A 25,489-nucleotide genomic window follows, 5' to 3' on the forward strand; every position below is an offset into this window, starting at 1 on the left:
GCAATCTGCCATGTGGGGCGCGCGCTGGCCCGGTTCAAGACGCCCGCGCCGCATAAGCGCCGCCCAGCGTGAGAATCGCGGTGGCATGGCGCGCCGCGATCGCGGCGGTATCGGCGCCATAGCCGCCGCCGACCGTGCTCGCGAGCGGGATGCCGCGCTGAATGGCGAGCCGCGCGACCAAGATTTCGCGCGCGATCAGACCGCCCTGAGTGAGCGCGAGCCGGCCGAGTCGATCGCCGCCGAACGGATCGACCCCGGCCTGATACAGGATGAGTTGCGGCCGCACGCTGTCGAGCAACGGCGCGAGCGTTTCCTCCAGCGCCCGCAGATACGCGGCGTCTCCGGTCTTGTCGGGCAGCGCCACGTCGAGCGTCGAGCGCGCCTTGCGCGCCGGGAAATTCTTCTCGGCATGGATCGAATAGGTCGCGATGCCGGTGCGCCCGGCGCAGAGCGAGGCGGTGCCATCGCCCTGATGCACGTCGCAATCGACCACCAGCAACCGCTCGACCGCGCCCTCCTCGACCAGCCGGACCGCCGCCACCGCCAGATCGTTGAGCACGCAATAGCCCGATCCCGTGCCCGCGAGCGCGTGATGGCTGCCGCCCGCGGTGTTCGCCGCATAGCCGTGTTCGAGCGCGAGCCGCCCGGCCAGCCATGTGCCGCCGACGACATGCCGCGACCGGTCCGCCACGGCCGCCGTCACCGGGAAGCCGATGCGGCGCTCCTTCTCCGCCGGCACGCGCGCCGCCAGCACCTCGGCGACATACTCCGGGTCATGCACCGCATCGAGCCACGCGCGCGGCATCGGCTCGGGCTCGAACCAGGCGAGGCGCGCGCCTTCGGCGCGCAGCAGATCGCGCAGCAGCCCGTTCTTGCTGAGCTGGGTCGGGCTGTTCGCATGCGCTGTGGACACATAGGCGGGATGATGGACGATCGGGATCACCGCGCTTAGGTAAGGTCGGCGGCCGCGCGCCGCAAAGCGGTGGTGAGGAGACGTGCTTGGCCGAGATGTACATTCGCCCCGACGTGCGCGGGTTCCTCGCCTTCCTCAACGCCGCGCCCGGCCCGCGCATGCACGAAGTCGATGCCACCCGCGCCCGCATGATGCTGCGCTCGATCAAGGACATCGCCGATCTGCCGATCGGCGCGCTCGGCACGATGCTCGACCTCACCCTTCCCGGTCCCGCCGGCGAGCTGCCGGCGCGGCTGTTCGATCCGCGCGCGACGCGCGATCCGGGACCGCTGGTGCTGTTCTTCCACGGCGGCGGCTTCGTCATCGGCGATCTCGACACGCATGCCAGCTTCTGCGCCGAGATGGCGCGCGCGCTCGATCTGCCGGTGCTGGCGATCGACTACCGGCTCGCGCCCGAGCATCGCTGGCCCGCCGCGCCCGACGATTGCGAGGCGGCGGCGCGCTGGGTGGCGAGCGCGCCGGCTGCGCTGCCGCGCGTCGCGACCGGGCTCGTGCTGGCGGGCGACAGCGCTGGCGGCAACCTCGCGATCATCGCCGCGATGGCGCTGCGCGACGCGCCGGCACCGCTGCCGGTGCTCGCGCACCTGCTATTCTATCCGGCCACCGATGGTTCGCAGCCATACCCGAGCCTCGCCGCGTTCGAGAGCGGGTATCTGCTCGACCGCGACGGCCTGCAGTGGTTCGCCGATGCGTATCAGGCCGATTTCACCCACGCGCGCGCCTCGCCGCTGCTCGCGGCCCTCGCGGACATGCCGCCCGCCATGGTGCTGACCGCCAGCCTCGACCCGATCCGCGATCAGGGCCGGGCCTATGCCGCCGCGCTCGCGCGGGCCGGCGTGCCGGTGACCTTCCGCGAGGCATATGGCACCGTGCACGGCTTCATCACCTTGCGTCAGGCGATCCCCTCGGCGGTCGCGGACTGCGCCGGCGCCTTCGCAGTTGCGAAGACGATGATTGCGGAAAGTGTGGCCGCGCGGCTAACGTCGTTCGCTCCGACCTCCGAGGCGCGTTGAGCGATGACCGATCCCACCATGCTGCCCTACCGTCCCTGCGCGGGGCTGATGATCCTGAACCGCGACGGCCGCGTCTTCGTCGGTCAGCGCAAGGACACCAGCATCGAGGCGTGGCAGATGCCGCAGGGCGGGATCGATCCGGGCGAGGATGCGGAAGCCGCCGCGCTGCGCGAGCTTCGCGAGGAGACCGGGATCGCCGCCGATCGCGTCGAGCTGATCGCGGTCGCGCCCAAGGAGCTCACCTACGATCTGCCGCCCGATCTCGTCGGCAAGGTATGGAAGGGCCGTTGGCGCGGCCAGCGCCAGCGCTGGTTCCTCTACCGCTTCGTCGGCGACGACAGCGAGATCGACATCGCCACCGAGCATGAGGAATTCATCGCCTGGCGCTGGATCGAACCGGCCGAACTCCCCGCGCTGATCGTGCCGTTCAAGAAGGCGCTGTACGAGGATATCCTGGCGCTGTTCCGCGACCACCTCGGTTGATGCGGTCAGCGGCCCCGCCACGGCGGCAGACGGATGTCGTCACGATCCGCGCCGATGCTATGGTAATGTCATGGTATTTTCGTTGATCCTGGTCGCCGCGCCGGTCGTGGACCCGGCGCCCGCGCCGGCCGCCGCGGCGCCGGCCAAGAATGACGCGCCACTGCCGCCGCAGCTCAAGGCGATGCTCGACGCGGCGATCGCCTCCGGCAACGAGAACGACATCAACATCATCGCCAAATACGCCTCCAACGCCGCCCCCGATTCGGCGCGGACGATCAAGGCGTCGGTGGACGGCTGGCGCAAGGCGCGCGAGGCCAAGCGCGTCGAGACGATCGTCGAGGCCGGCCCGCTCGATCTGTGGAAAGGCAGCGCGACGCTCGGCGGCTATGCCACCACCGGCAACACCAACGATGTCGGCGTCAGCGCGGCGGTGAAGCTCAGCCGCGAGACATTGCAGTGGAAGCACACGGTCACGCTCGCGGTCGATTACAAGCAGAGCAGCGGACTCATCAGCCGCGAGCATTATCTCGCCGCTTATGAGCCGAACTATAAATTCTCGGAGCGGGGCTATATCTACGGCACCGGCAGCTACGAGAGCGATCGCTTCCTCGGCTATTACAACCGCTACGCGGGTTCGGTCGGGGCGGGGTTCGGCGTGATCCGGGGGCCGGGCGTCAAGCTCGATCTCGAAGTCGGCCCGGCCTATCGCCGCACCTCCTTCACCGATGCGACGCAGGAAAACAGTTTCGCGGCGCGCGGATCGATGGATTTCGCGCTGAAGCTCAACCGCGCGATCTCGGTGACGCAGGCCGCGTCGGTGTATTTCCAGCGGATCAACAGCACCGTCAGCAGCACTTCGGCGATCAACGCCAAGCTGTTCGGTCCGCTTTCCGCGAAACTCTCCTACGCCGTCCAATATGAAAGCGCGCCGCCGATCGGACGGGTCAGCACCGACACGTCGAGCACCGCGTCGATCGTGTATAATTTCTAGCGCCGCCTTCTCCCGAACCGTCATCCCAGCGCAAGCTGGGATCTCCAGGTGGAGCGCGGAACGCCCGCCGCAAAGCGACCGCAGCGTGCGCTGGGGTGACGGATCGGCTGCACGCGAACCGCAGCGGGTGGAGTAACGGCCGATCCCGCGCTAGGCTCTGGCGATGGAGAGCCTTTCCACCAGCGAACGCGACGCGATCGAACAGGTAGAACGCACGCCGATGCTCGCGCTCACGCAAGCGTGGGCGGCAGTCAATTCGGGCACGCGCAACCTCGCCGGGCTGGCGACGATGGCCGCGCGCCTCGCCGACGCGTTCGCCGGCCTTCCCGGCGACCTCACGCTCGCCGACCCCGCGCCCGCCGAAACCTTGCTCGCCGACGGCACGCTCGCCGCGCTCGACCACGGCCGGCATCTGCACCTGACGGTTCGCCCGCACGCGCCGGTCCAAATTCTGCTGACCGGCCATATGGATACGGTCTTCCCCGCCGATCACCCGTTTCAGGATATGCGTTGGCAGGACGACGGCAGCCTCAACGGCCCCGGCGTAGCCGACATGAAGGGTGGCCTCGCGGTGATGCTCGCGGCGTTGACCGCCGTCGAAGCCGGTCCACTCGCCGATCGCATCGGCTATGAGGTGGTGATCGGCTCGGACGAGGAGACCGGCTCCTTCTCCTCGGCGGCGCTGATCGCGCGTGCCGCTAGCGGCAAGGCGGCCGCGCTCACCTACGAACCCGCGCTTCCCGACGGCACGCTCGCGGGTGCGCGCGGCGGGACCGGCAATTTCTCGATTCTGGTGCGCGGCAGGAGCGCGCACGCCGGGCGCAACCCCGATGACGGCCGCAACGCCATTCTCGCCGCCGCCGACATCGCGCTGCGGCTCGCCGAGGCGCGCTCGCCGCGCCTGTCGGTCAACCCGGCGCGGATCGAGGGTGGCGGGCCGAACAACGTCGTGCCCGATCTCGCCATCCTGCGCGTCAATTTCCGCCCCGCCGACGCCGCCGAGATCGCCCGCGCGCGGGCGTGGATCGACGCGACCGTCACGCACGTCACCGCCGCGCATGACGTTACGGTCGAGGTCCACGGCGGCTTTAATCGCCCGCCCAAACCGATCGACGCGGGTGCCGCGAGACTGTTCGGCGTGGTCAAACAGGCGGGCGCCGATCTCGGCCTCGATATCGGCTGGCGCGACACCGGCGGCGTGTGCGACGGCAACAACATCGCCGCGTGCGGCGTTCCCGTCGTCGACACGATGGGGGTGCGCGGCGGCGCGATCCACTCGGCGGATGAATTCCTTATCCCTGAAAGTCTTGCCGAACGCGCCGCACTGTCGGCACTCACCATCTTGCGTATTGCCGAAAAGGGGGGCTTGTGACGTTTCGCATCCGCGCCGCGCGCGACGAGGATCTCCAGCCGCTGTACGAGATGGCGAAGCTGACCGGCGGCGGCTTCACCAATCTGCCGCCCGACCGCCCCTCGCTCAAGGCCAAGCTCGACAAGAGCCACGCCGCCTTCGCCAAGACCGACGATACGCTCGCGGACGAACTGTTCGTGCTCGTGCTCGAGGACACGCGGACTGGCGAGGTGCGCGGCACCTGCCAGATCTTCACCCATGTCGGGCAGCATTACCCCTTCTACAGTTACCGCATCGGCACGCTCACGCAGCACAGCAAGGAACTCGGCCGCACCTTCCGCGCCGACCAGCTCAGCCTCACCACCGATCTGGAGGGGTGCAGCGAGGTCGGCGGGCTGTTCCTCCATCCGGGCGAGCGCGCGGGCGGGCTTGGCATGCTGCTCGCGCGCAGCCGCTACATGTTCATCGCGCAGCACCGCGCGCGCTTCGCCGATCGCATCCTCGCGGAGCTGCGCGGGGTGATCGACGAGGCGGGCGGGTCGCCGTTCTGGGATGGCCTCGCCGGGCGGTTCTTCGGGATGAATTTTCAGGATGCGGACCAGTTCAACGCGATCCACGGTCATCAGTTCATCGCCGATCTGTTCCCCAAACACCCGATCTACATCGCGATGCTGCCCGAGAACGCGCGCGCCGCGATCGGCTTGCCGCACCCGTCCGGGCGCGCCGCGATGCGGATGCTGGAGATCGAGGGGTTTGCCTTCGACAAATATATCGACATCTTCGATGGCGGTCCGACGATGACCGCCCCGACCGACAAGGTGCGGACGATCGCCAACGTCCGCCCCGCCCGGCTCGTCGCGATCGATGGCGACGGCGGCGAGCCGGTGCTGGTCGCCCGCGGCCGGCTCGGGGATTTCCGCTGCGCCTATGGCAAGCTGCGTGCGGCCGGAGATGGCGTGGTGATCGACCGCGCCTGCGCCACCGCGCTCGGGCTGAGCGAGGGCGACGATCTCGCCTGGGTGGCGCGCTACTGATGCTCACCGAAATCAACTTCGATGGCCTGATCGGCCCGAGCCATAATTTCGCCGGGCTGAGCCCGGGCAACCTCGCCGCCACCACCAACGCGGGCCGCACCGCCCACCCGCGCAAGGCCGCGCTGGAGGGGATCGCCAAGATGCGGGCCAACCTCGCGCTCGGGCTGAGGCAAGGCATGTTCGTGCCGCTCGCCCGCCCCGATCATCGCTGGCTTCGGAGCCTGTCGGTGGATTTTACAACCGCCCCGCCCCACCTGCGCGCGCAGGCGCTCTCGGCCTCCGCCATGTGGGCGGCCAATGCGGCGACGGTCTCGCCCGCGCCCGACACCGCTGACGCGCGCTGCCATCTCTCGGTCGCCAATCTGGTGACGATGCCGCACCGCAGCCACGAATGGCCCGGCACGCTCGCGCAGCTCCGTCTCGCTTTCGCCGATCCCGCCTTCGTGGTGCATGGCCCGGTGCCGCCACCGTTCGGCGATGAGGGCGCGGCGAACCATATGCGGCTGTGCGCGACGCACGGCGCGCCGGGCGTCGAGGTGTTCGTCTATGGCGTCGCAGGCGGCCCCTTCCCCGCGCGGCAGCACCGCGAGGCGAGCGCGGCGATCGCGCGCGCGCACCGGCTCGCGCCCGAACGCACGCTGTTCGTCCAGCAATCCGAAGCCGCGATCGCGGCGGGCGCGTTCCACAACGATGTCGTCGCGGTCGCCAACGAGCGCGTGCTGTTCGCGCACGAACACGCCTTCGCCGATCGCGATGGCTTCTATGCCGATCTGCGGCGGTTGCTGCCCGAGGTCGAGATCGTCGAGGTGCCGGCGGCGCAGGTCAGCCTCGCCGATGCCATCGCGTCCTATTTGTTCAACGCGCAGCTCGTGACCCCGCCCGATGGCGCCATGACGCTGATCGTGCCGCAGGAAGTGCGCGAGACCGCGTCGGTCTGGGCGTATCTGCAAGCGATGCTCGCCGGCAACGGGCCGATCCGCCGGGTCGAGGTGGTCGACGTGCGGCAGTCGATGGCGAACGGCGGCGGCCCCGCCTGTCTGCGGCTGCGCGTCGTCGCCGATCCCGCGACGATCGACCCGCGCTTCCTCGTCGATGCGGACAAGCTCGACCGCATCGCCGCAGTCGTCGCCGCGCACTGGCCCGAGGAGATCGCGACCGATGCGATCGGCGATCCGGCATTGATCTCGACAATCGAAAACGCACGCGGCCGGCTGCTCGAAGCGCTCGACCTTGTCGAATTGCTTGACACATAGGCCGGCGCGTTAACCCGGAACCGCGGATTTCCGCCCCTGGCCCACGGTTTGCTTAACCTTTGGCCATGTGGCGCAAGTTCTCCCGGCTGTTCGTCATCAAGACCAAGTTCGAGGCGTTTCTGGTCATCTATGGCCTCGCCATGGGTGCGACCGAACGTGGCGCGCATTATGTCCAGCAATATCACGGCAGCGTCGGCGGCTGGATGCTGTTCGCGGCCTGCCCGATCGCCGTCTTCATGGCCGGGGCGCGAATCCTCGATTCGGTCGAGCGCAGCGACTGGAGTTGAGGCGCGTCCTCACGCGGCGGCGACGGGCACCGGTTCGGCTGTACGCGTCGTCGCCGCGCCGCGCCCGGCATACCGCCGCGCGAGCGTCGCGCAGACGAACAATTGCGCCTGGTGGAACAGCATCAGCGGCAGCACGATCAGCCCGACGGCATGGCCCGGAAACAGGATCGCCGCCATCGGTATGCCGCCGGCCATGCTCTTTTTGGAGCCGCAGAACACGATCGCGATCTCGTCCTCCACCGAGAAGCCGAGCCGGCGGCTGGCGATGGTCGTGATGGCCAGCACCAGCGCGAGGATGAACAGATCGACCGCCAGCACGCCCGCGATGCTCGCGGGGGAAAGCTGGTGCCAGATGCCAGCGACCATCCCGGCGCTGAACGCGGCATAGACGACGACCAGCACCGATCCGCGATCGACCACCATCGTCAGCACCGGGTGGCGCAGCAGCCACGCGCCGATCCACGGCCGCAGCGCCTGCCCGACCACGAAGGGCAGCAGGATCTGCACCGCGATATCCTCCAGCGCCTTCAGCGAGAAGCCGCCGCTCGCCACCGGCAGCAATTGCGAAACCAGGATCGGCGTTATCACGACACCCAGCATGTTCGACAGCGACGCGGCGCACAGAGCGCCCGGCACGTTGCCGCGCGCGATCGACGTGAAGGCGATCGACGACTGCACCGTCGAGGGCAGCAGACACAGGAACAACAGCCCCGCCCGCACATCGGCCGACAGCACGCCGCGCAGCGCGAACGTCACCGCCACGCCGATCAGCGGGAACAGGACGTAGGTGCTGGCAAAGATCAGCGCCTGCAACCGCCAGTGCGACATGCCGGCCCAGATCGCCTCGGGCTTGAGCCGCGCGCCATAGAACAGGAACAGCGCGGCGACCGCGACATTCACCCCGCGATCGACCCAGACGGCGGAATCGCCGCGCGCGGGCAGAACCGCGGCGAGAACGACGGTCGCGATCAGCAGCAGCAGGTAGCGGTCGATACGGCGGAATATCGCGGACATGACGTGGGCTCCTCGAAGCCGTTCGTCCCGAACGAAGTCGAGGGACATGCCCTACGCGCCACGTTCGCGGCGGCACCTCGACTTCGCCCCGTGCGAACGGTGTGTGTAGATGCGATGTAACCTGACACCCGTCATGCGCAATCCCGATAGCCCCGATAACACTCATCACGTATATGCATGACCATGATCGCGCCGGACCTCCTCGCTACCTTCCTCGCCGTCGCCGACGGGCGCAGCTTCACGCGCGCCGCCAAGGCGCTCGGGCTGCGGCAATCGACGGTCAGCCAGCAGATCGGGCGGCTCGAAACGCTCACCGGCCGCCGGCTCATCGATCGCGACACGCATCGCGTCGCGCTGACCGTCGATGGCGAGATGCTGTTCGATCATGCCCGGCGCGTGCTCGATGCCCACGCACTGCTCGAAGCCAGTCTGTCCGATCGCCCCCTGCGTGGGCGGCTACGGCTCGGCGCGTCGGAGGATTTCGTGCTGTCCGCGCTTCCCGACGTGCTCGCGGCGTTCGTGCGGCGCCATCCCGATGTCGATCTCGAACTGCGTGCCGGCCTGAGCCACGATCTCTACGACGCGTTCGATGCCGGGCTGCTCGACGTGATCTTCGTCAAGCGCAGGACCGGGGACCGGCGCGGCACGACCGCGTGGCGCGAGCCGATCCGCTGGGTCGCGCACCCCGATTTCCGGCTCGATCCGGTCGCGCCCCTGCCGCTGCTGCTCTATCCGCCGCCGAGTGTGACGCGCGCGCTGGCGATCGAAACGCTCGAACGTGCCGGGCGAAGCTGGCGGATCGCCTTCACCAGCGCGAGCCTGACCGGCCTCAGCGCCGCCGCGCGCGCGGGCATCGGCCTGATGCCGCATTCGGCACGGCTGAGCCCCGCGCAACTCGCCGTCGTCGCGCCGCATCCGAGCCTGCCGGTGCTGCCCGAGATCGAATTCGTCGTGATCGGCCCCGGCGCCGGCAACCCGGTCGCCGATGCGCTGATCGCGGCGATGCTGCACTGGGCGGGCGTCGAGCGCGCGGCACACGCCTGAACCCCGCCGTTCGTCGGACGGTCGAGCGACAGGCCCAACGCGCAGCCGCCTCGACGGCGCTCGGCTCGAAAGGTTAGGGTGGCACCAATCGCCAATCGAGAGCGTTGACCGGCCCCATGATCAAAGTCGCCAGCTACAACATGCACAAGGGCATCGGCCTCGATCGCCTGCGCGATCCGCGCCGCATCCTCGATGTGCTGTGCGAGGTCGATGCCGATATCATCGCGCTCCAGGAATGCGACCGCCGCTTCGGCACCAAGGCACGCGTCATCCCGCAGCATCTGCTAGAGGAGCATGGCGCGTGGCATGCGGTGCCGTTCGGTCGCAACACCGCGAGCATGGGGTGGCACGGCAACGCCATCCTCGTCCGCAAGGGCGCGCAGGTGATCGACCATGAGACGATCCACCTCCCCGCGCTGGAACCGCGCGGTGCGGTTTCCGCCGATCTGCGCATCGGCGGCACCGCGATCCGCGTGGTGGGAATGCACCTCGATCTGTCCGGGCTGTGGCGCAGGCGCCAGGCGCACACGATCATCGCGCACGTCGAATCCAGCACGCATCCGCTGCCGGCGGTGTTGATGGGCGATCTCAACGAATGGACGCCGAACGGCGGCTGCCTCCGCGATTTCTGCGCGCATTATCCGAGTGCACCGACCGGCCCGAGCTTCCACGCCCGCCGCCCGGTCGGGCGGCTCGACCGGATCATGGCGTCGCGTGCGCTGCGCGTCGTCGAGTGCGGCGTCCATTCCAGCGCGACCGCGCGGCGCGCATCGGACCATCTGCCGATCTGGGCGCTGCTCGAACCGGCCTGATCGCGCGGGCGGACTGGCGCCGCGCGTCAAAGCGGGTTAACCGTTACGCATGCAGTTCCTCAAGACACTGTTCTGGTGCCTCCTCGCGTTCGTCGCGGCGATGTTCACGCGCAACAACTGGACGACGGTGCCGGTCAACCTGTGGGGCGGGCTGATCGCCGAGATCAACCTGCCGCTGCTGCTGCTCATCACCTTCCTCGTCGGTCTGGTGCCGATGCTCGGCGTGTACCACGCGGCGCGCTGGCGGATGCGCGCGCGCCTCGCCACCGCCGAACGCACGATCGCCACGCTGCGCGAGGTAATCGCCGCGCCCGCCCCCGGCACCGCGGTCGAGACGGCGCCGCTCGCGATCACCGCCGAGCCGGAAACCCGCATATGACCAACCGTATCTTCGTCGCGCTCGACACGCCCGACATGGCGCGCGCCCGCGCGATCGCGCAGCGGGTCCGCCATCATGTCGGCGGCATCAAGCTCGGCCTCGAATTCTTCATGGCGAACGGCCGGCACGGCGTCACCGAGATGCACGAACTCGGCCTGCCGATCTTCCTCGATCTCAAGCTGCACGACATCCCCAACACCGTCGCCAAGGCGATCCAGGCGCTGCGCGGACTCGATCCAGCGATCCTCACCGTGCATGCCTCGGGCGGGCGGGCGATGCTGGAAGACGCCAAGGCCGCCGCGCCGCTCGGCACCAAAGTCGTCGCGGTGACGACCCTGACCAGCCTCGACGCGAACGATCTGAGGGCGATCGGCTGCGCGAACGCCCCGCGCGAACAGGTGCTGCGGCTCACCGAACTCGCCCGGGAATCAGGCGTCGATGGCATCGTCTGTTCGGGTGAGGAGGTCGCGGCCGCGCACAAGCTTTGGTCGAAGGGCTTCTTCGTCGTGCCGGGCGTGCGCCCGGCGGACGGCGACATTGGCGACCAGAAGCGCGTGGTAACGCCGCGCGCCGCGATCGATGCCGGCGCATCCATCCTGGTGATCGGCCGCCCGATCACCGGCGCGAGCGACCCCGATGCGGCGGCACGCGCGATCGGCGCGACACTGTGACCGCGCGGCGCCGCAGCCGGCCGAACTGAGCCGTGTTCGATTCGACGATGCCTGATCCCGTCATCCGCACCGCTGTGCCCGCCGATCTGCCGAACCTCCATCCGGTCATCGAGCGCGCCTATCGGGGCGATGCGGCGCGCGCCGGCTGGACGCACGAGGCCGATCTGCTCGACGGCGCGCGTATAGACCGCGCGGCGCTGGCGGCGATCGTCGCCGATCCCGCCGCCCGGCTGCTCGTCGCGGTGGATGGCGGGGAGCCGATCGGCTGCGTGCAGGTGAGCGACCACGGCGGCGCCACCGCCTATCTCGGGCTGCTGTGCATCGAACCGCTGCGGCAAGCGGCCGGCCTCGGCCGGCGGCTGATCGCCGCCGCCGAGACCACCGCGCGCGACACCTTCGGCGCGCACCGGATCGAGATGACCGTGATCGAGAACCGCACCGAGCTGATCGCCTATTACGAACGTCGCGGCTATGCGCGAACCGGCGAGCGCCGCGACTTCCCGATCGCGGTGCAGCCGCCGCTGTTCATGACGGTCCTCGCCAAGCCGCTATAGGCGGGCGGCTACGGTCGCGCCGGAATCGTCAGCCCGCGCTGCACCGCCGGCCGCGCCAACCCGCGATCCAGCCATGCCTTGACGTTGGCGAACCGGTCGAACCCGACGAGATCGCCCGCTTCGTAGAAGTTGACCAGCCCGCGCACCCAGCCGAGCGTCGCGATGTCGGCGATCGTATAATCGTCGCCCATGAACCAATCGCGCCCGTCGAGCACCCGGTCCATCACGCCGAGCAGCCGCTTCGCTTCGGCCACGTAGCGGTCGCGCGGACGTTTGTCCTCGATGTCCTTGCCGGCGAACTTCACGAAATAGCCGACCTGCCCGAACATCGGGCCGACCCCGCCCATCTGGAACATCAGCCACTGGATCGTCTGATAGCGTCGCGCCGGATCGGCGGGGAGGAACTTGCCAGTCTTCTCCGCCAGATACAGCAGAATGGCGCCGCTTTCGAACAGCGCGAGCGGCGTGCCGCCGGGGCCGTCGGGATCGAGGATCGCGGGGATCTTGCCGTTCGGATTGAGCGATTCGAACGCCGCCGAATGCTGCTCGTCCGCGCCGAAGTCGATCGCGTGCGCCTCGTAGGGCAATTGCGTTTCCTCCAGCATGATCGCGACCTTCACGCCGTTGGGCGTGGGCAACGAATAGAGTTGCAGTCGGTCGGGATGCTGCGCGGGCCAGCGCGCGGTGATCGGGAAATCGGCGAGCGGAGTTGGGTTGGACATCGGCGAACCTCCTTGTTCCCGCCCATATAGGGCAATCGGCACGCCGCCACAGCGCGCACATGCGAAACGGTCTGTTCCCAAGTGGTGACCGCACCGCTATGGCGCCCCGATGCAGGCGACAGACCTCCGCGTTGCGCTTTTCAGCGGCAATTATAATTACACCAGGGACGGCGCCAATCAGACGCTGAACCTGCTCGTCGGCTATTTGCTCAAACAGGGCGCGGCGGTGCGCGTCTATTCGCCGGTCAGCCGCAAGCCGGCCTTCCCTCCCGTCGGCGATCTCGTCGGCACGCGTTCGGTCAAGATGCCCGGCGGCCGCGCCGAGTACAAGCTCGGGCTGGCGATCGACGCGCGGGTTCGCGCCGATCTGGATGCGTTCGCGCCCAATCTCGTCCACGTCTCGGCGCCGGATTTCCTCAACCATTCGGCGGTCCGCTACGCGCGTGAGAAGGGCATCCCGGTGGTCGCTTCGTACCACACGCGGTTCGAGACCTATGTCAAATATTACGGCATCGGCTTCGTCGCGCCGCTGATCGTCAAGCTGCAGCGCAAATTCTACCAGAGCGTCGATGAGGTGCTCGCGCCGAGCCAGATGATGGGCGAGATCCTGCGCGAATGGGGCGTGACCACGCCGGTGACGCGCTGGTCGCGCGGGGTGAACCACGATCGTTTCAACCCGTCGCGGCGCAGCCTCGAATGGCGGCGCTCGCTCGGGATCGGCGACGACGAGATCGCGGTCGGCTTTCTCGGCCGGCTGGTGAAGGAAAAGGGGCTCGACGTGTTCGCCAAGGCGATGCACGCGCTCGACGCGCGCGGCGTGCCGCACCGGACGCTCGTGGTCGGCGAAGGTCCGGCGCGCGACTGGTTCGCCAAGGAAATCCCCGATGCGGTGTTCGCCGGGTACGTGACCGGCGACGATCTCGGCCGCGCGGTCGCCTCGATGGACGTGTTCTTCAACCCGAGCGTGACAGAGACCTTCGGCAACGTCACGCTCGAGGCGATGGCGGCGGGCGTGCCGGTGGTGGCCGCGCGCGCGAGCGGCGCGGTCGGGCTGCTCGAAGAAGGCGTGACCGGGCTGATCGTCCCGCCGACCGACATCGAAGGCTATGCCGACGCGCTCCAGCGCTTCTGCGAGGACGAGGCGTTTCGGCTCGGTGCCGGGCGCGCTGGGGTGGCCGAGGCAGCCGGGTATAAATGGGAGCGGATCAACCAGGTCGTGCTCGACACCTATCTGCGCGTGATCGAGCGGACGCGCGCGGCCGAACCCGTGCTGGAACATTGTTGACCGAATGACCGATGCCCGCCTGAGCAGCCCCGCCGCGCTCCGCAACCGAGACCCGATCCTCGCGGTGCTGCGGTCGGTTCTGCCCGCAACGGGCACCGTGCTGGAGATCGCGAGCGGATCGGGTGAGCATATCGTGCATTTCGCACGGGCGCTGCCGATACTGACGTGGCAGCCGAGCGATCCTTCGGAGGCTGCTCGCGGCTCGATCGCCGCCTGGCTGGCAGCGGAGGCACCAGCAAACGTCCTGCCGCCGCTCGACGTGGATGCGTCCGCGCACGACTGGCCGGTCACGGCGGCGGATGCGGTGCTGGCGATCAACATGGTGCACATCAGCCCCTGGGCGGCGACGCTCGGGCTGCTCGCCGGCGCGGCACGCTTGCTGCCGCCGGGCGGGCCGCTGTTCCTATACGGGCCATACCGGCGCGGCGGCGAGCCGATGGCGCCAAGCAACATCGCGTTCGACGCCGATCTGAAGGCGCGCGATCCTGCTTGGGGCATCCGCGATCTCGACAGCGTGGCGGCCGCCGGCGACACGCTCGGGCTGAGCCTCGACCATGTGGTGGACATGCCCGCGAACAACCTGTCGGTGGTGTTCACACGGCGGTGACCTAGGCGCTAATCTCGTTCGGCGCGCCCTCCCTCCCCGTTCGTCCCGAGCGAAGTCGAGGGACGCGCCCCAAGCGTGGCGCTCCGTGTCTCGACTACGCTCGACACGAACGGTTTGGGAGGAAGCGTCAGGTCAGACTAGATCAGCCCGCGCGCCCACCCCACAATCGCGCTCGCCGGCATCGCGCCGGATTGGCGCGCCACCTCGCGGCCACCCTTGAACAGGATCATCGTCGGGATGGAGCGGATCGCGTAGCGCGCCGCGATCGCGCTTTCCGCCTCGGTATCGAGCTTGCCGAGCCGCATCCTCGGCTCCAGTTCGCGCGCGGCGGCGGCGAACGCCGGTGCCATCTGGCGGCAGGGGCCGCACCATTCCGCCCAGAAATCGACCAGCAGCGGCAGGTCGCCCCGGCCGGCGTGCGCATCGAAATTGGCGGCGGTCAGCGTGAGCGGCGCGGCCTGGAACAAGGGCGCGTGGCAGCGGCCGCATGTGCCCCCCAGCCCCAGCTTTTCGACAGGCACGCGATTGGCGCTCGCGCAGGCGGGGCAGATGACGATCTTGCTTTCGCTCATAAGCGTAAATGTAAGTCTCATAGGTGGATTGCCAAGCACCACGCGATTTCGTAAAGTCGTCGCCACATCAAGAGTTGGGGCGACGCCCGACGCCAACCTGCCTTCCGGGCAAGGTGGCACTTCCGCGAGGAAGGATGTGGCCGATCCGGCAACCAAACGGACCCAGCCACAGACCAGCGTCCGCTCCGTCAAAGGACCGAACGCCCGTGCCGATCAAGATCCCCGACGATTTGCCCGCCACCCGCACGCTCGAGGCCGAAGGCATCACCGTGATGCGCGAGGCCGATGCCGCGCGGCAGGACATCCGCCCGCTCAGGATCGGTCTGCTCAATCTGATGCCGAACAAGATCAGCACCGAAACGCAGCTCGCCCGGCTGATCGGCGCCTCGCCGCTCCAGATCGAACTGACGCTTGTGCGGATGACCGACCATGTCGCGCGCAATACCTCGGCGGATCACATGGCCGCGTTCTATCGCCCCTGGTCCGATGTGCGCGACGAGCGGTTCGACGGCTTCATCATCACCGGCGCGCCTGTCGAGAAGCTGCCGTTCGAGGACGTGCGCTACTGGGGCGAAATGCGCCAGATTTTCGATTGGACCCAAAGTCACGTCCATAGCTGCCTGACGATCTGCTGGGCGGCGCAGGCGGCGGCCTATTACTTCCACGGCATCGGCAAGCATCCGCTGCCGGCGAAGGCGAGCGGCGTGTTCCCGCACCGCAATCTCGCCCCCGCCTCCCCCTATCTGCGCGGCTTCTCGGACGATTTCGCGGTGCCGGTGTCGCGCTGGACCGAGGTGCGGCGCGAAGACGTGCTGCGCGCGCCCGCGCTGCGCATCCTCGCCGAGAGCGCGGAGACCGGGCCGTGTCTGCTCGAAGATCCGGCGTGGCGGCGCCTCTATATGTTCAACCACCTCGAATATGACACCAACACGCTCGCGGACGAATATGCGCGCGATCAGGGGGCGGTGCCCGCGCATTATTTCCCCGATGACGACCCGACGCGCGCGCCCGCGAACACGTGGCGCAGCCACGCGCATCTGCTGTTCGGCAACTGGATCAACGAGATTTACCAGACCACGCCGTTCGAACTGGCCGCGATCAGCCCCGTGGCGCAGGCGGCGTAACCGCCCGCGCGCCCCAACCGTTTATCCCGAGCGAAGTCGAGGCGCCCGCCGCTCCTCACCCGGCCGGTCTATTTCTCGGTGGAGACGGGTGCCGCCGTGTCCGGCGTCCAGCCGCCGCCCAGCGCGAGGAACAGGCTCACCTCGGCATCGACCAGCGCCGCCTGCGCGCTCGCCAGCGAGGCTTCGGCGTTCGCCAGCGTCGCCTGCGCGCTCAGCGTGTCGAGGAACGTGCCCCGCCCGAACCGGGTGAGCCGATCGGCCTGCGACACGGCGCGCGCGGCGCTGTCGCGCGCGAGGGTGAGGTCGGCGACCTGATCGCGCGTGCGCGCATAAGCGGATAGCGCGGTTTCGGTCTGCCGCAGCCCCTCCAGCACGGTGCCGTCGAAGTTCGCGAGCGCCGCGTCCGCCTGCGCGCCCGCCACCGCGATCTGCGCGCGGACCAGCGTGCGGTTGGGGAAGGTCCAGCTTATCAGCGGGCCGAGCGAAAGATGGAACGCGCTGCCCACGCCGAGCGGCGACAGCGGCCCGGTGAACCCCGCCGACCCGCCAAGGCTTACCTGCGGATAGAGGTTCGCCGTGGCGACCCCGATCTGCGCGGTCGCCGCCGCGAGCGACCGTTCGGCACGGCGGATATCGGGGCGCCGGCGGATCAGCGCGGCACCATCCCCCACCGGCACGACGCTGCGGACGAGCGGCAGCTTGCGGCAGCTTTCCACCGCGCGCGGATAATCGGCGGGCGCGCGGCCGAGCAAGGCGGCGAGTTCGAACAGCGACGCCTGCCGCGCCGCGACCAGCGCCGGCAATTGCGCCTGGCTCTGCTCGACCGCGGTCTGCGCGCGCGTCACGTCGAACGCGGTATAGCGCCCGCCCTGCTGGAGCCGCCGCGTCGCGGTGAAGGTCTGCTGCTGAATGCCGATCACGCGGTTGACGGCGGCGATACGGACGTTGGCGGTGCAGGTGGCGGCGTAGGCGCGCGTCACCGCGGCCGCGACGGTGACGCGAACCTCGTCGCGCGCCGCCGCGCTCGCCTCGGCATCGGCCTGCGCCGCCTCGATCGAGCGGCGAATGCGGCCGGCGAGATCGAGCGGATAGGACAGGCTGCCGCCAAGATCATAGCCGACCCGGCCCGGCAGGTCTGCGCCGGTGCCGCTCGGCCGCGACAGCGCGGCACCGCCGGAAAGCCCGGTCTGGAGAGTACGTTCGGACTCGGCCTCGCGCACGATCGCGCTGGCGGCGCGCAGATTGGCATCGGCGGCGCGCAGATCGGTGTTGGCGGCGAGCCCTTCGGTGACGAGGCTGTCGAGCACCGCGTCGTCGTAGAGCCGCCACCAGTGATCGGGCAGCGGCACCGCCGCGAACGCCTTGTCCTTAGCGCCGAGGAACGCGCCGTTGGCGGATGGAGACCGCGCGGCGGCGCCTTCGGGCAGGTGATAATCCGGCCCGGCGGTACAGGCCGACAGCACCGCCGCCAGCACGGCGGTCGAAAGAACCCGCCGGCTCATCGCGTCGCGCCCGAGGTCGCGCTCGGCGTCGGCGTCGGGCGCGGCCGCGCGAAGATCGGCTGGGGCGCGGGCGGCTCCAGCGTCACCGTCGCGGTGCGCCCGGAAATCAGCCGCAGGTCGGCGGGCGCATGGTCGATCTTGACCCGCACCGGAATACGCTGCGCGAGCCGCACCCAGGAGAAGGTCGCGTTGACATTGGGCAACAGATTGCCCGTGTTGGTACGCTCGCTGTCGCTGATGCCGGCGGCGATGCTCTCGACATGCCCGGTCAGCACGCGCGGATCACCCATCAGCCGCACCTTGGCGACCGCGCCGGGCCGGACGTTGCCGAGCTTGGTCTCCTCGAAATACGCTTCGATCCGCAGTGAATCGGCATCGACGAGCGCCAGCGCCTGCTGACCGGCGGCGACATAGTCGCCCGGATGCAGATCGAGGTTGGTGATCGTGCCGTTGACGCTGGCGCGGACCTGCGTGCGGGCGAGGTTGAGCCGCGCGGTATCGGCCTGCGCCTCGGCCTGCGCGAGCGCGGCCTGCGCGGTGGCGACACGGGCGACGTTCTGCTCATGCGCCTCCGCCGCGACGAGATCGCCGAGCGCCAGATCACGCGCCGCCTCGCGCCGGTTCTGTGCGAGCGTCGCCCGCGCGCTCGCGATCGCCGCCTGCGCCTGTTCGAGCGCGAGCGCGTAACGCGGCCGGTCCACCACGAACAGCAGGTCGCCGGTATGCACGATCTGGTTGTCGTGCACCGCCACGGTCGTCACCAACCCGCCGACGTCGGGGGTCACCCGCACCACGTCGGCACGGACGCGGCCGTCGCGTGTCCACGGATCGACCTCGTACCGTCGCCACAGCCAGAACGCGACGAGCATCGCGACGAGAACCAGCACCAGCGTCGCCGTGAAGCGGCCGGTGAGGGCGAGATAACGACTCCAACGATTCACAGCGCAACTCCCGGAGGCGCGAAGGCGAGCACCAGCCCGCCGAGGATGATGATGTAGATCGCCACATCGACCAAGGGGCGATAGGCGAAGACGCGGTACAGACCGATCAACGAGAACATGCGCGAGACCAACGCCGCCAGCACCGCCGCCACGACCGCGAGCAGCAACAGGCCGGGCACATAGACGCCGAACAGGCTCACCTCACCGGTCATGCCGCCGCCTCCGCATAGCCGGGTGCCGTCGGAAACAGGTTGCGCCGCAGGCTGGTGAGCGCGAGCAGCGCGTCGCGACGCTCGTCGGGCTTCGGATCGGCGGCGAAGGCGGTCATCGCGGTGTCGATCGCGGCGAGCAGATCGGGATCGTGCGTGGTCGGCCGGTCGAGCGAGCGCGCGCGATAATGTTCGCTCACCCGCGTCAGCACGGGATCGACGATGCTCCGCCCGAAGTCGTCCGCGGCGAGCTTGACCCGCCGCAGCCCCGCCACCGAGATGCCGACGCGCAGATCGACCAGCACGTCGAACAGCGGCCGCCCCGGGTCTTGCCCGCGCGCGACGAGGCGCGGGGCGAGCAGTCCGATGCGGTCGAGCATCTTGCTCACCCAGCCGATCTCGTCCGGCTCGCCGGGCAGCAGGCTGCGCCGTGCGAGGTCGCGCCATCCGGCGTGGATCAGCCGCGCGCTGCTCCGCTCGGCACCGACCGTCTGGAACAAACCGACCGTGACGACCGCGAAGGCGGTGCCGACGAGCTGCGCGACCGCGCCATTGGCGAACGCCGTGAAATCGCCGACGTAATTGGCGTTGAGGCCGATCAGATTGGCGAGGCCGAGCACGACGCCCAGCGAGATCAACGTATATTTCGGTATCGCGAGGAACGCCCCCAGCATCAGGAACATCGGCGCGAGCACCGCCGCGACGGTGACATAGTCGGTCACCCCCGGCAGGATTCCGAACAGATAGATGCCGGCGACCACCACGCCGATGATCGAGCCCCACAGGAAGGTGCGGATCGCCGGCGCGGGATTATCGCTGTTGCCGAACAGCGCGCAGCACACGCCCGCGATCAGCACCGCGCCCGCGCCGTCCGGCCAGCCCGAATAGATCCAGAACGCGCAGCCGATCACCATCGTGGCGACCGTGCCGAGCGCGGCGCGCAAGGCCGCCGGGCGGTCGCGGTGGAAGGTCCGCTTCGAGGCGCTGCGGAGCGCCTCGCGGACGACGGGTGTGACGGCGGCGCGGCTCGGCGAGCGGATCTGGTCGCGCAGATCGCGGACCGCGCGGTGCGACTGGACGAGATCGGCGAGCCGCGAGGCGAGGCTGAGGATCAGCGCGTCACGCCAGGCGAGCGGCGCGGTGACCGGTGGCTCCTCCGCGCGAATCTCGGCGACCAGCGCCTCGACGAACACGCCGCGCTCGACGAACGAGGTGGCGGGCGCGGCGAGCCACGCGCACGCGCGGTCGATCAGCCCGGCGAGCCGATCGGGCACGCCGCCATGCGCCTCCAGCTCGACGATCCGGTCCTCGACCGCGCTGGCGAGCGGCAGCAGCAGCGAAAGCTGGTCCTGCAACGCGCGCACGGTGCGGACGCGCGGCAGGAAACGCGCGGTGTCGAACGGCAAATGGGTGGAAAGCTGGTGGAGTTCGTTGACGTCGAGCGCGAGCCGCCGCCGTTCGCGCAGCACCGTCTCGGTCGGCGCGCCGGTGAGCGCGTCGCGCGACCAGCGCTCGACATCCGCGATGATCGCATCGACGCGGACTAGCAGCCGCCCCGCCACGCTTTGCGGAAAGACGAGCGCGTGGACCAGGCTGCCGCACAGGATACCGAGCGATATCTCCTCGACGCGCAACACCGAGGTCTGGAAGACCTGCCCCGGCGCGGCGACGCTCGGAAAACCGATGATCGAGGCGGTATAGCCCGCCAGCAGGAACACGTAGCTGCGCGGCGTGCGGTCCTGCAACGAGATGAACAGGCACAGCCCGAGCCACAATGCGAGCGCGAGCGAGAGCAGCTCGGGCGCGTTGACGAGGTTGGGCACCAGCACCACGGCGGCGGTGGCGCCGAGCACCGTCCCCATCAGCCGGAACACCGCCTTGGAAATGACCGCGCCGGCGAGCGGCTGCGCGACGATGTAGGAGGTGCTGACCGCCCAATACGGGCGCGTGAGGCCGATCCTGAGCGCGATGTAATATGCCAGCATCGCCGCGATGAAGCTCTTGAGCGAGAACAGCGCGACGTCGAAGCCGTAGCGGTCGTTCATTTCGCGCTCGCCGCGGCGGCGGCGCCGCTCATGCGGTCGAGCACGGCGGCGGTGGTGGCGAGCGTTTCGTCATCGAAGCTCCCCAATATCCGACGGCGCAGCGCCGCGAGCGAGCGTTCGCTCTCCTCGACGATCGGGCGGGCGCGGTCGGTGAGCGCGAGCCGCTTGCTGCGGCGGTCATGATCGTCGGGCGTGCGCGTGACGAGGCCCTGCTCGACGAGCTGGTCGAGCAACCGCACCAGCGAGGGCGCGGCGATCTCCGTCGCCTCGGCGAGATCGGTGAGCCGCACGTCGGGGCCGATTCGGCCGAGGTGGGTCAGCACCCATGCGGTCGCCGCCGAGAGGCCCTGCGCCTCCAACGCCTCGTCCGCCAGCTTGCGCCAGATGCGGGCGAGCGGCAGCAGCCGTCCGGCAATCTGCGCCTCATGAGTGGTTCTCGGGCTAATCATTAGGATGCTAATTATTTCCTCTTGAGGATTTCGCAAGAGCCGGCCCGAAATATATCCGCGATGCGGCGCGCCGTCCCCATCGCAGATTGGCGCGATCATCGCGGCAGCCGCGCGAGCGCGATGCCCGCCAGATTCTGCGTACGTTTGATGTGCCGGACGCGCAGCGTCAGCCCGGTCGCGGCGGCTCGTAACGCGTCGGCATGCGCGGATCGGCGCGCATCGCCGGCGAGCGCGGCATTGGCCTGCGCCACCACGGGCGCCGAATCGCCGAGCAACACCGCCTCGTCCAGCCCGAGCGACCGCGCCACCCCCACCGCCCGCAACAGCGCGAGCCATTCGGCGTCCATGCTCGATCCGTCACCGATATCACGCTCGATCAGCGCCTGCCCGCGCGCCACCACGGCGATCTCCATCCGGCCGGGGTTGGGCCGGCATCCGCCGTCGAAGAAGATTCGGAGCCGCTCCGCTTTCGCCATCACTCGCCCCTTGTCGCGAACGGCAGCGTACCGGTCGCGCGGCCGCTTGCCCAGCCCGCGACGCTTGCCAAGCGCGCGCGCGATCGGCACGAGATCGGCCATGACCACGCCGATCCGACCGCGCCGCTCGATGCTCTACGTTCCCGGCGACAAGCCGCGCGCGCTCGAAAAGGCGAAGACGCTCGAGTGCGACGCGATCCTCTTCGATCTCGAGGATGCGGTCGCGCCGCAGAACAAGGCGCGCGCGAGAGAGGGGATCGCCGATGCGGTGCGCGCGGGCGGCTATGGGCATCGCGAGTTGATCCTGCGGGTGAGCGCGCCCGATTGCGCCGAGGATTTCGCGCTGGCGTGCGCCCTGCCGCTCGACGGCGTGCTGCTGCCCAAGGTCGAGTCAGCCGCCACCGTGGCCGACGCGGCGGCGCGAAATCCGCATCCGGTCTGGTGCATGGTCGAGACGCCGCTCGGCGTGCTCCGCGCCGCCGAGATCGCGGGCGCGTCCGATCGGCTGGCGGGCTTCGTCGCGGGCACCAACGATCTCACCAAGGATTTGCGCGCACGGCATACGCCCGCGCGTACCCCGCTGCTCACCGCGCTGTCGCTGATGGTGCTGGCGGCGCGAGCGTATGGGCTGGCGGTGATCGACGGCGTGCATCTCGATCTCGACGATCTCGCCGGGTTCGAGGCGGCGTGCCGGCAAGGCGTCGAACTCGGCTTCGACGGGAAATCGCTCGTCCATCCCAATTCGATCGGCATCGCCAACCGCGTGTTCGGCCCCTCGCCCCAGGAGGTCGCCCGCGCCCGCGCGATGGTGGCGGCTTGGGAGGAGGCGCGCGCACAGGGCCTTGGCGTGGCACGGATCGATGGGGCGATGGTCGAGCAACTCCATGTCGATGATGCCAATCGCCTGATCGCGCTCGCCGACGCGATCGCACGGCGCTGACCGCGTGACGATCGCCGAGATGCTGCGCCGCGCCGCCGAGGAGGATGGCGCGCGCACGGCGCTGGTCTGCGAGCGCCGGCGCTGGAGCTATGCGGGCTTGTGGCGCGCGGCGCGGGGCGCGGCGACGCTGCTCCGAGAGAGTGGGGCTCGGTCGGTCGCGCTGCTCGACGGCAATGGCGAGGCGGGCGCGATCGCGCTGTTCGGCGCCGCTCTGGCCGGTGTGCCGTTCACTCCGCTCAACTATCGCCGCGCCGACGCCGATATCGCCGCGTTGCTCGACAGGATCGCGCCCGCCTGGCTGATCGCGGGCAACGACCGGGCGGCGCAGCTCGGCCAAGCGGCGGGCGCGATCGTGTCCACTCCGGCCGCCTTCGTCGCGGCGGCGCAGGCCGCCCCGCCCGTGACGATCAATGGCGATCACCAAGGCGTCGCCGTGCAGATCTTCACCAGTGGCACGACCGGCGCGCCCAAGGCGGCGCTGCTGCGGCATGCCCATTTGCAAGCCTATATCGCCGCCACCGCGACCCCGGCGAAGGCGAGCCCGCCGGAAGGCTCGCTGGTGAGCGTGCCGCCATACCATGTCGCAAACGTCGTCGCGGTGCTGACCGCGATTCACGCGCGCCGCCGCTTGCTGCTGCTCCCCGCGTTCGACGCGGCGGCATGGCTGCGGCTCGCCGAAATGGAGAGGCCGAGCTACGCCTTCGTCGTCCCGACGATGCTTGCGCGCATCCTCGACCGGATCGACGACCCAGCGTTGGCGCCCCTGCCCACGCTGACCGCGCTCTCCTACGGGGCGGGGCCGATGCCACCGGCGTTGCTCGAACGCGCGCTCGCGTGCTTTCCCGACGTGCGCTTCACCAACGCCTATGGCCTCACCGAGACGTGCGCGACGATCACGTCGCTCACCCCCGAGGATCATCGTGCGGCGCTGGCGAGCGCCGATCCGGCGATGCGCGCGCGGCTGCGCTCGGCGGGGCGGCCGCTGCCCGGCATCGAAATCGAGGTTCGTGACGGGGCCGGGCGTGCACTCGCCGCCGGGCAGCGCGGCGAAGTCCATGCGCGCGGCGTCCAGGTCTCGGGCGAATATCACGACCGCGACGCGCGCGATGCCGACGGCTGGTTCGCCACGCGCGACCTCGGCTGGCGCGACAGCGATGGCTATCTGTTCCTCGCCGGCCGCGCCGACGACGTGATCGTACGCGGCGGCGAGAATATCTCGCCGGGCGAGATCGAGGCGGTCCTGCTCACCCACCCCGCCGTCGCGGAGGCGTGCGCGGTTGGCCTGCCTTCGCCCGAATGGGGCGAGAGCATCGGCGCGGCGCTGGTGCTGCGCCCCGGCCACCCGGCCCCGCAGGCCGCCGAGATGCAGGCGCTGGTCAAGGCGCGGCTGCACTCCTCGCACGTGCCGGAGCGGATCGCCGTGCTCGACGCGCTTCCGTATAACGACCTCGGCAAGCTGCTTCGGCGCGAGGTGCGCGCATCCCCTCTACTCAGGACCGCTTCGAGCCTGTAAGCGGCGCGGCACCATGACCGAATACAGCTCCGATCTGCTCCGCCTGCTGTCCAGCCGCGGCTACATCCACCAGCTCACCGACGCGCACGGCCTTGATGCGCTCGCGGCCAAGCAGATCGTGCCCGGCTATATCGGCTTCGATCCCACCGCACCCTCGCTCCACGTCGGCAGCCTCGTCCAGATCATGATGCTGCGCCGGCTCCAGCAGGCCGGGCACAAGCCGATCGTGCTGATGGGCGGCGGCACCGGCAAGATCGGCGACCCCTCGTTCAAGGACGAGGCACGCAAGCTGCTCACCGACGAGACGATCGCCGCCAACGTCGCCTCGATCAAGCGCGTGTTCGAACGGTTCCTGACCTTCGGCGACGGCCCGACCGACGCGGTGATGGTCGACAACGCCGACTGGCTCGACAAGCTCGAATATATCCCGTTCCTGCGCGAGATCGGCCAGCATTTCTCGGTCAACCGGATGCTGAGCTTCGATTCGGTCAAGCTGCGGCTCGATCGCGAGCAGTCGCTGAGCTTCCTCGAATTCAACTATATGATCTTGCAGGGTTATGATTTCCTCGAACTGGCGCGCCGCGCCGGGTGCCGGCTGCAGATGGGCGGATCGGACCAGTGGGGCAACATCGTCAACGGCATCGAACTGACCCGGCGCGTGGGGGGCGAGACGGTCTATGGGCTGACCACGCCGCTCATCACCACCGCCGATGGCGGCAAGATGGGCAAGACCATGTCGGGCGCGGTGTGGCTCAACGAAGAGCAGCTCTCGGCCTATGATTACTGGCAGTTCTGGCGCAACACCGACGACCGCGACGTCGGGCGCTTCCTGCGGCTGTTCACCGATCTGCCGCTCGACGAGATCACTCGGCTGGAAGCGCTCGAAGGCGCCGGCATCAACGACGCCAAGAAGGTGCTCGCCGACGCCGCCACCGCGCTGTGCCGGGGCGAAGCCGCCGCCGCCGAAGCCGCCGAGACCGCGCGCCGCACCTTCGAGGAAGGCGCTGCCGGAGATTCGTTGCCGACGCTTGCGGTGGACGGCAGCATCGGCATCCTCGACGCGCTGGTCGGCCTCGGCCTCGTCGCGTCGAAGGGCGAGGCGAAGCGGCTCATCAAGGGCGGTGGCGCCCGCGTCGGCGACGACAAGGTGAGCGACGAGGCGCTGGTGGTGACGGTCGGTGCCGAGCCGGTTCGGATTGCCGCCGGGAAGAAGCATCACGGGCTGCTGGTCGCCGCCCGCTGATC

General features: G+C 69.4%; 28 protein-coding genes and 1 riboswitch. Of the genes, 18 read left to right on the plus strand and 10 right to left on the minus strand.

The genetic code is table 11. The annotated features are described in order from the left end of the window. Window positions 1-34: 34 nt before the first annotated feature. Complete coding sequence (locus BLS81_RS11560; protein ID WP_093224012.1) at window positions 35-943, minus strand: histone deacetylase family protein; 909 nt, start codon at window positions 941-943, stop codon at window positions 35-37. Between the two features lie 65 nt (window positions 944-1,008). On the opposite strand from BLS81_RS11560, the gene BLS81_RS11565 reads away from it, so the two are divergent. From BLS81_RS11565 to BLS81_RS11595, 7 genes are all read left to right on the plus strand, one after another. Continuing rightward, the gene (locus BLS81_RS11565) at window positions 1,009-1,986 is read left to right on the plus strand and encodes an alpha/beta hydrolase (RefSeq protein WP_093224014.1); all 978 of its coding nucleotides are present in this window, start codon (window positions 1,009-1,011) and stop codon (window positions 1,984-1,986) included. A 3-nt stretch (window positions 1,987-1,989) separates the two neighbouring features. After that, the gene (locus BLS81_RS11570; RefSeq protein WP_093224016.1) at window positions 1,990-2,469 is read left to right on the plus strand and encodes an RNA pyrophosphohydrolase; all 480 of its coding nucleotides are present in this window, start codon (window positions 1,990-1,992) and stop codon (window positions 2,467-2,469) included. A 70-nt stretch (window positions 2,470-2,539) separates the two neighbouring features. Continuing rightward, window positions 2,540-3,460 carry a DUF481 domain-containing protein gene (locus BLS81_RS11575; protein WP_093224018.1) on the plus strand — a complete coding sequence of 307 codons (921 nt, stop codon included), beginning with the start codon at window positions 2,540-2,542 and terminating at the stop codon, window positions 3,458-3,460. A gap of 163 nt (window positions 3,461-3,623) precedes the next feature. Then, on the plus strand, window positions 3,624-4,832 hold the full coding sequence (locus tag BLS81_RS11580; RefSeq protein WP_093224019.1) for a hydrolase: 1,209 nt from the start codon (window positions 3,624-3,626) through the stop codon (window positions 4,830-4,832). After that, window positions 4,829-5,845, plus strand: a complete 1,017-nt coding sequence (locus BLS81_RS11585) for an arginine N-succinyltransferase (protein ID WP_093224021.1) — start codon at window positions 4,829-4,831, stop codon at window positions 5,843-5,845. The genes BLS81_RS11580 and BLS81_RS11585 overlap by 4 nt, the downstream gene beginning before the upstream one ends. After that, on the plus strand, window positions 5,845-7,098 hold the full coding sequence (locus BLS81_RS11590; RefSeq protein WP_093224022.1) for an N-succinylarginine dihydrolase: 1,254 nt from the start codon (window positions 5,845-5,847) through the stop codon (window positions 7,096-7,098). Before BLS81_RS11585 ends, BLS81_RS11590 begins: the two co-directional genes overlap by 1 nt. A 65-nt stretch (window positions 7,099-7,163) precedes the next feature. Continuing rightward, complete coding sequence (locus BLS81_RS11595) at window positions 7,164-7,385, plus strand: hypothetical protein (RefSeq protein ID WP_093224023.1); 222 nt, start codon at window positions 7,164-7,166, stop codon at window positions 7,383-7,385. A 9-nt stretch (window positions 7,386-7,394) separates the two neighbouring features. On the opposite strand, the gene BLS81_RS11600 is transcribed toward BLS81_RS11595, so the two are convergent. After that, a complete protein-coding gene (locus tag BLS81_RS11600; RefSeq protein ID WP_093224024.1) occupies window positions 7,395-8,399 on the minus strand; it encodes a bile acid:sodium symporter family protein in 1,005 nt (334 codons plus the stop codon). 177 nt (window positions 8,400-8,576) lie between these two features. Here BLS81_RS11600 and BLS81_RS11605 point away from each other — a divergent pair, with 177 nt between their 5' ends. The 5 genes from BLS81_RS11605 to BLS81_RS11625 all read left to right on the plus strand — a co-directional run bounded on the left by BLS81_RS11605 (window position 8,577) and on the right by BLS81_RS11625 (window position 11,859). Further along, complete coding sequence (locus BLS81_RS11605) at window positions 8,577-9,443, plus strand: LysR substrate-binding domain-containing protein (protein ID WP_093224025.1); 867 nt, start codon at window positions 8,577-8,579, stop codon at window positions 9,441-9,443. Window positions 9,444-9,559: 116 nt separating this feature from the next. Then, window positions 9,560-10,255: an endonuclease/exonuclease/phosphatase family protein gene (locus BLS81_RS11610; RefSeq protein ID WP_093224027.1), complete on the plus strand. Its 696-nt coding sequence runs from the start codon at window positions 9,560-9,562 to the stop codon at window positions 10,253-10,255. 49 nt (window positions 10,256-10,304) lie between these two features. Then, window positions 10,305-10,634 (plus strand): lipopolysaccharide assembly protein LapA domain-containing protein, encoded by a 330-nt coding sequence (locus tag BLS81_RS11615; RefSeq protein WP_093224029.1) that lies wholly within the window; start codon window positions 10,305-10,307, stop codon window positions 10,632-10,634. Continuing rightward, window positions 10,631-11,305 carry an orotidine-5'-phosphate decarboxylase gene (gene pyrF / locus BLS81_RS11620; protein ID WP_093224031.1) on the plus strand — a complete coding sequence of 225 codons (675 nt, stop codon included), beginning with the start codon at window positions 10,631-10,633 and terminating at the stop codon, window positions 11,303-11,305. The genes BLS81_RS11615 and pyrF overlap by 4 nt, the downstream gene beginning before the upstream one ends. A 47-nt stretch (window positions 11,306-11,352) precedes the next feature. Further along, the gene (locus BLS81_RS11625; RefSeq protein ID WP_093224264.1) at window positions 11,353-11,859 is read left to right on the plus strand and encodes a GNAT family N-acetyltransferase; all 507 of its coding nucleotides are present in this window, start codon (window positions 11,353-11,355) and stop codon (window positions 11,857-11,859) included. Between the two features lie 8 nt (window positions 11,860-11,867). Here the strand turns inward: BLS81_RS11625 and BLS81_RS11630 are convergent, their stop codons facing one another. Next, window positions 11,868-12,581 carry a glutathione S-transferase N-terminal domain-containing protein gene (locus BLS81_RS11630; protein ID WP_093224033.1) on the minus strand — a complete coding sequence of 238 codons (714 nt, stop codon included), beginning with the start codon at window positions 12,579-12,581 and terminating at the stop codon, window positions 11,868-11,870. Between the two features lie 109 nt (window positions 12,582-12,690). Here BLS81_RS11630 and BLS81_RS11635 point away from each other — a divergent pair, with 109 nt between their 5' ends. Next, window positions 12,691-13,866 carry a glycosyltransferase family 4 protein gene (locus tag BLS81_RS11635; RefSeq protein ID WP_093224035.1) on the plus strand — a complete coding sequence of 392 codons (1,176 nt, stop codon included), beginning with the start codon at window positions 12,691-12,693 and terminating at the stop codon, window positions 13,864-13,866. 4 nt (window positions 13,867-13,870) lie between these two features. Next, complete coding sequence (locus BLS81_RS11640) at window positions 13,871-14,473, plus strand: DUF938 domain-containing protein (protein ID WP_093224037.1); 603 nt, start codon at window positions 13,871-13,873, stop codon at window positions 14,471-14,473. 137 nt (window positions 14,474-14,610) lie between these two features. Here the strand turns inward: BLS81_RS11640 and trxC are convergent, their stop codons facing one another. After that, entirely contained in the window at window positions 14,611-15,045 is a 435-nt protein-coding gene (trxC, locus tag BLS81_RS11645; RefSeq protein ID WP_093224039.1) for a thioredoxin TrxC, read from the minus strand. Window positions 15,046-15,104: 59 nt separating this feature from the next. Beyond that, window positions 15,105-15,211, plus strand: a riboswitch (SAM-I-IV-variant riboswitch). 40 nt (window positions 15,212-15,251) lie between these two features. Here trxC and metA point away from each other — a divergent pair. Then, window positions 15,252-16,169, plus strand: coding sequence for a homoserine O-succinyltransferase (gene metA, locus BLS81_RS11650; protein WP_093224041.1), 918 nt, complete (start codon window positions 15,252-15,254; stop codon window positions 16,167-16,169). A 68-nt stretch (window positions 16,170-16,237) separates the two neighbouring features. Here metA and BLS81_RS11655 read toward each other — a convergent pair whose 3' ends face one another. From BLS81_RS11655 to BLS81_RS11680, 6 genes are all read right to left on the minus strand, one after another. Continuing rightward, entirely contained in the window at window positions 16,238-17,671 is a 1,434-nt protein-coding gene (locus BLS81_RS11655) for an efflux transporter outer membrane subunit (RefSeq protein ID WP_176787144.1), read from the minus strand. Then, window positions 17,668-18,540: an efflux RND transporter periplasmic adaptor subunit gene (locus BLS81_RS11660; protein ID WP_093224267.1), complete on the minus strand. Its 873-nt coding sequence runs from the start codon at window positions 18,538-18,540 to the stop codon at window positions 17,668-17,670. The genes BLS81_RS11655 and BLS81_RS11660 overlap by 4 nt, the downstream gene beginning before the upstream one ends. A 68-nt stretch (window positions 18,541-18,608) precedes the next feature. Continuing rightward, window positions 18,609-18,824, minus strand: a complete 216-nt coding sequence (locus BLS81_RS11665) for a DUF1656 domain-containing protein (RefSeq protein ID WP_093224043.1) — start codon at window positions 18,822-18,824, stop codon at window positions 18,609-18,611. After that, window positions 18,821-20,866, minus strand: a complete 2,046-nt coding sequence (locus BLS81_RS11670) for an FUSC family protein (protein ID WP_093224044.1) — start codon at window positions 20,864-20,866, stop codon at window positions 18,821-18,823. The genes BLS81_RS11665 and BLS81_RS11670 overlap by 4 nt, the downstream gene beginning before the upstream one ends. Then, window positions 20,863-21,315 (minus strand): MarR family winged helix-turn-helix transcriptional regulator, encoded by a 453-nt coding sequence (locus BLS81_RS11675; RefSeq protein ID WP_176787145.1) that lies wholly within the window; start codon window positions 21,313-21,315, stop codon window positions 20,863-20,865. Before BLS81_RS11675 ends, BLS81_RS11670 begins: the two co-directional genes overlap by 4 nt. Before the next feature lie 95 nt (window positions 21,316-21,410). Further along, window positions 21,411-21,893 (minus strand): ribonuclease HI, encoded by a 483-nt coding sequence (locus tag BLS81_RS11680; RefSeq protein ID WP_338061599.1) that lies wholly within the window; start codon window positions 21,891-21,893, stop codon window positions 21,411-21,413. On the opposite strand from BLS81_RS11680, the gene BLS81_RS11685 reads away from it, so the two are divergent. The 3 genes from BLS81_RS11685 to tyrS are packed head-to-tail and all read left to right on the plus strand — an operon-like array spanning window position 21,892 to window position 25,487. Further along, window positions 21,892-22,731: an HpcH/HpaI aldolase/citrate lyase family protein gene (locus BLS81_RS11685; RefSeq protein WP_093224048.1), complete on the plus strand. Its 840-nt coding sequence runs from the start codon at window positions 21,892-21,894 to the stop codon at window positions 22,729-22,731. The genes BLS81_RS11680 and BLS81_RS11685 overlap by 2 nt on opposite strands. 4 nt (window positions 22,732-22,735) lie before the next feature. Beyond that, window positions 22,736-24,244: a class I adenylate-forming enzyme family protein gene (locus BLS81_RS11690; RefSeq protein WP_371128277.1), complete on the plus strand. Its 1,509-nt coding sequence runs from the start codon at window positions 22,736-22,738 to the stop codon at window positions 24,242-24,244. 13 nt (window positions 24,245-24,257) lie between these two features. Further along, the gene (gene tyrS, locus BLS81_RS11695; RefSeq protein WP_093224050.1) at window positions 24,258-25,487 is read left to right on the plus strand and encodes a tyrosine--tRNA ligase; all 1,230 of its coding nucleotides are present in this window, start codon (window positions 24,258-24,260) and stop codon (window positions 25,485-25,487) included. Window positions 25,488-25,489 lie beyond the last annotated feature (2 nt).

This window comes from Sphingomonas sp. NFR15, assembly GCF_900103265.1.
GTDB classification, from domain to species: domain Bacteria; phylum Pseudomonadota; class Alphaproteobacteria; order Sphingomonadales; family Sphingomonadaceae; genus Sphingomonas; species Sphingomonas pollutisoli.

Excerpts from the sequence above, each read along its gene's own strand:
- BLS81_RS11565 (WP_093224014.1), top strand. The coding sequence starts at position 1,009 with ATGTACATTCGCCCCGACGTGCGCGGGTTCCTCGCCTTCCTCAACGCC.
- BLS81_RS11570 (WP_093224016.1), top strand. The coding sequence starts at position 1,990 with ATGACCGATCCCACCATGCTGCCCTACCGTCCCTGCGCGGGGCTGATG.
- BLS81_RS11575 (WP_093224018.1), top strand. The coding sequence starts at position 2,540 with ATGGTATTTTCGTTGATCCTGGTCGCCGCGCCGGTCGTGGACCCGGCG.
- BLS81_RS11580 (WP_093224019.1), top strand. The coding sequence starts at position 3,624 with ATGGAGAGCCTTTCCACCAGCGAACGCGACGCGATCGAACAGGTAGAA.
- BLS81_RS11590 (WP_093224022.1), top strand. The coding sequence starts at position 5,845 with ATGCTCACCGAAATCAACTTCGATGGCCTGATCGGCCCGAGCCATAAT.
- BLS81_RS11595 (WP_093224023.1), top strand. The coding sequence starts at position 7,164 with ATGTGGCGCAAGTTCTCCCGGCTGTTCGTCATCAAGACCAAGTTCGAG.
- BLS81_RS11600 (WP_093224024.1), bottom strand. The coding sequence starts at position 8,399 with ATGTCCGCGATATTCCGCCGTATCGACCGCTACCTGCTGCTGCTGATC.
- BLS81_RS11605 (WP_093224025.1), top strand. The coding sequence starts at position 8,577 with ATGACCATGATCGCGCCGGACCTCCTCGCTACCTTCCTCGCCGTCGCC.
- BLS81_RS11610 (WP_093224027.1), top strand. The coding sequence starts at position 9,560 with ATGATCAAAGTCGCCAGCTACAACATGCACAAGGGCATCGGCCTCGAT.
- BLS81_RS11615 (WP_093224029.1), top strand. The coding sequence starts at position 10,305 with ATGCAGTTCCTCAAGACACTGTTCTGGTGCCTCCTCGCGTTCGTCGCG.
- pyrF (WP_093224031.1), top strand. The coding sequence starts at position 10,631 with ATGACCAACCGTATCTTCGTCGCGCTCGACACGCCCGACATGGCGCGC.
- BLS81_RS11625 (WP_093224264.1), top strand. The coding sequence starts at position 11,353 with ATGCCTGATCCCGTCATCCGCACCGCTGTGCCCGCCGATCTGCCGAAC.
- BLS81_RS11630 (WP_093224033.1), bottom strand. The coding sequence starts at position 12,581 with ATGTCCAACCCAACTCCGCTCGCCGATTTCCCGATCACCGCGCGCTGG.
- BLS81_RS11635 (WP_093224035.1), top strand. The coding sequence starts at position 12,691 with ATGCAGGCGACAGACCTCCGCGTTGCGCTTTTCAGCGGCAATTATAAT.
- BLS81_RS11640 (WP_093224037.1), top strand. The coding sequence starts at position 13,871 with ATGACCGATGCCCGCCTGAGCAGCCCCGCCGCGCTCCGCAACCGAGAC.
- trxC (WP_093224039.1), bottom strand. The coding sequence starts at position 15,045 with ATGAGCGAAAGCAAGATCGTCATCTGCCCCGCCTGCGCGAGCGCCAAT.
- BLS81_RS11655 (WP_176787144.1), bottom strand. The coding sequence starts at position 17,671 with ATGAGCCGGCGGGTTCTTTCGACCGCCGTGCTGGCGGCGGTGCTGTCG.
- BLS81_RS11660 (WP_093224267.1), bottom strand. The coding sequence starts at position 18,540 with ATGCTCGTCGCGTTCTGGCTGTGGCGACGGTACGAGGTCGATCCGTGG.
- BLS81_RS11665 (WP_093224043.1), bottom strand. The coding sequence starts at position 18,824 with ATGACCGGTGAGGTGAGCCTGTTCGGCGTCTATGTGCCCGGCCTGTTG.
- BLS81_RS11670 (WP_093224044.1), bottom strand. The coding sequence starts at position 20,866 with ATGAACGACCGCTACGGCTTCGACGTCGCGCTGTTCTCGCTCAAGAGC.
- BLS81_RS11675 (WP_176787145.1), bottom strand. The coding sequence starts at position 21,315 with ATGATTAGCCCGAGAACCACTCATGAGGCGCAGATTGCCGGACGGCTG.
- BLS81_RS11685 (WP_093224048.1), top strand. The coding sequence starts at position 21,892 with ATGACCACGCCGATCCGACCGCGCCGCTCGATGCTCTACGTTCCCGGC.
- BLS81_RS11680 (WP_338061599.1), bottom strand. The coding sequence starts at position 21,893 with ATGGCCGATCTCGTGCCGATCGCGCGCGCGCTTGGCAAGCGTCGCGGG.
- tyrS (WP_093224050.1), top strand. The coding sequence starts at position 24,258 with ATGACCGAATACAGCTCCGATCTGCTCCGCCTGCTGTCCAGCCGCGGC.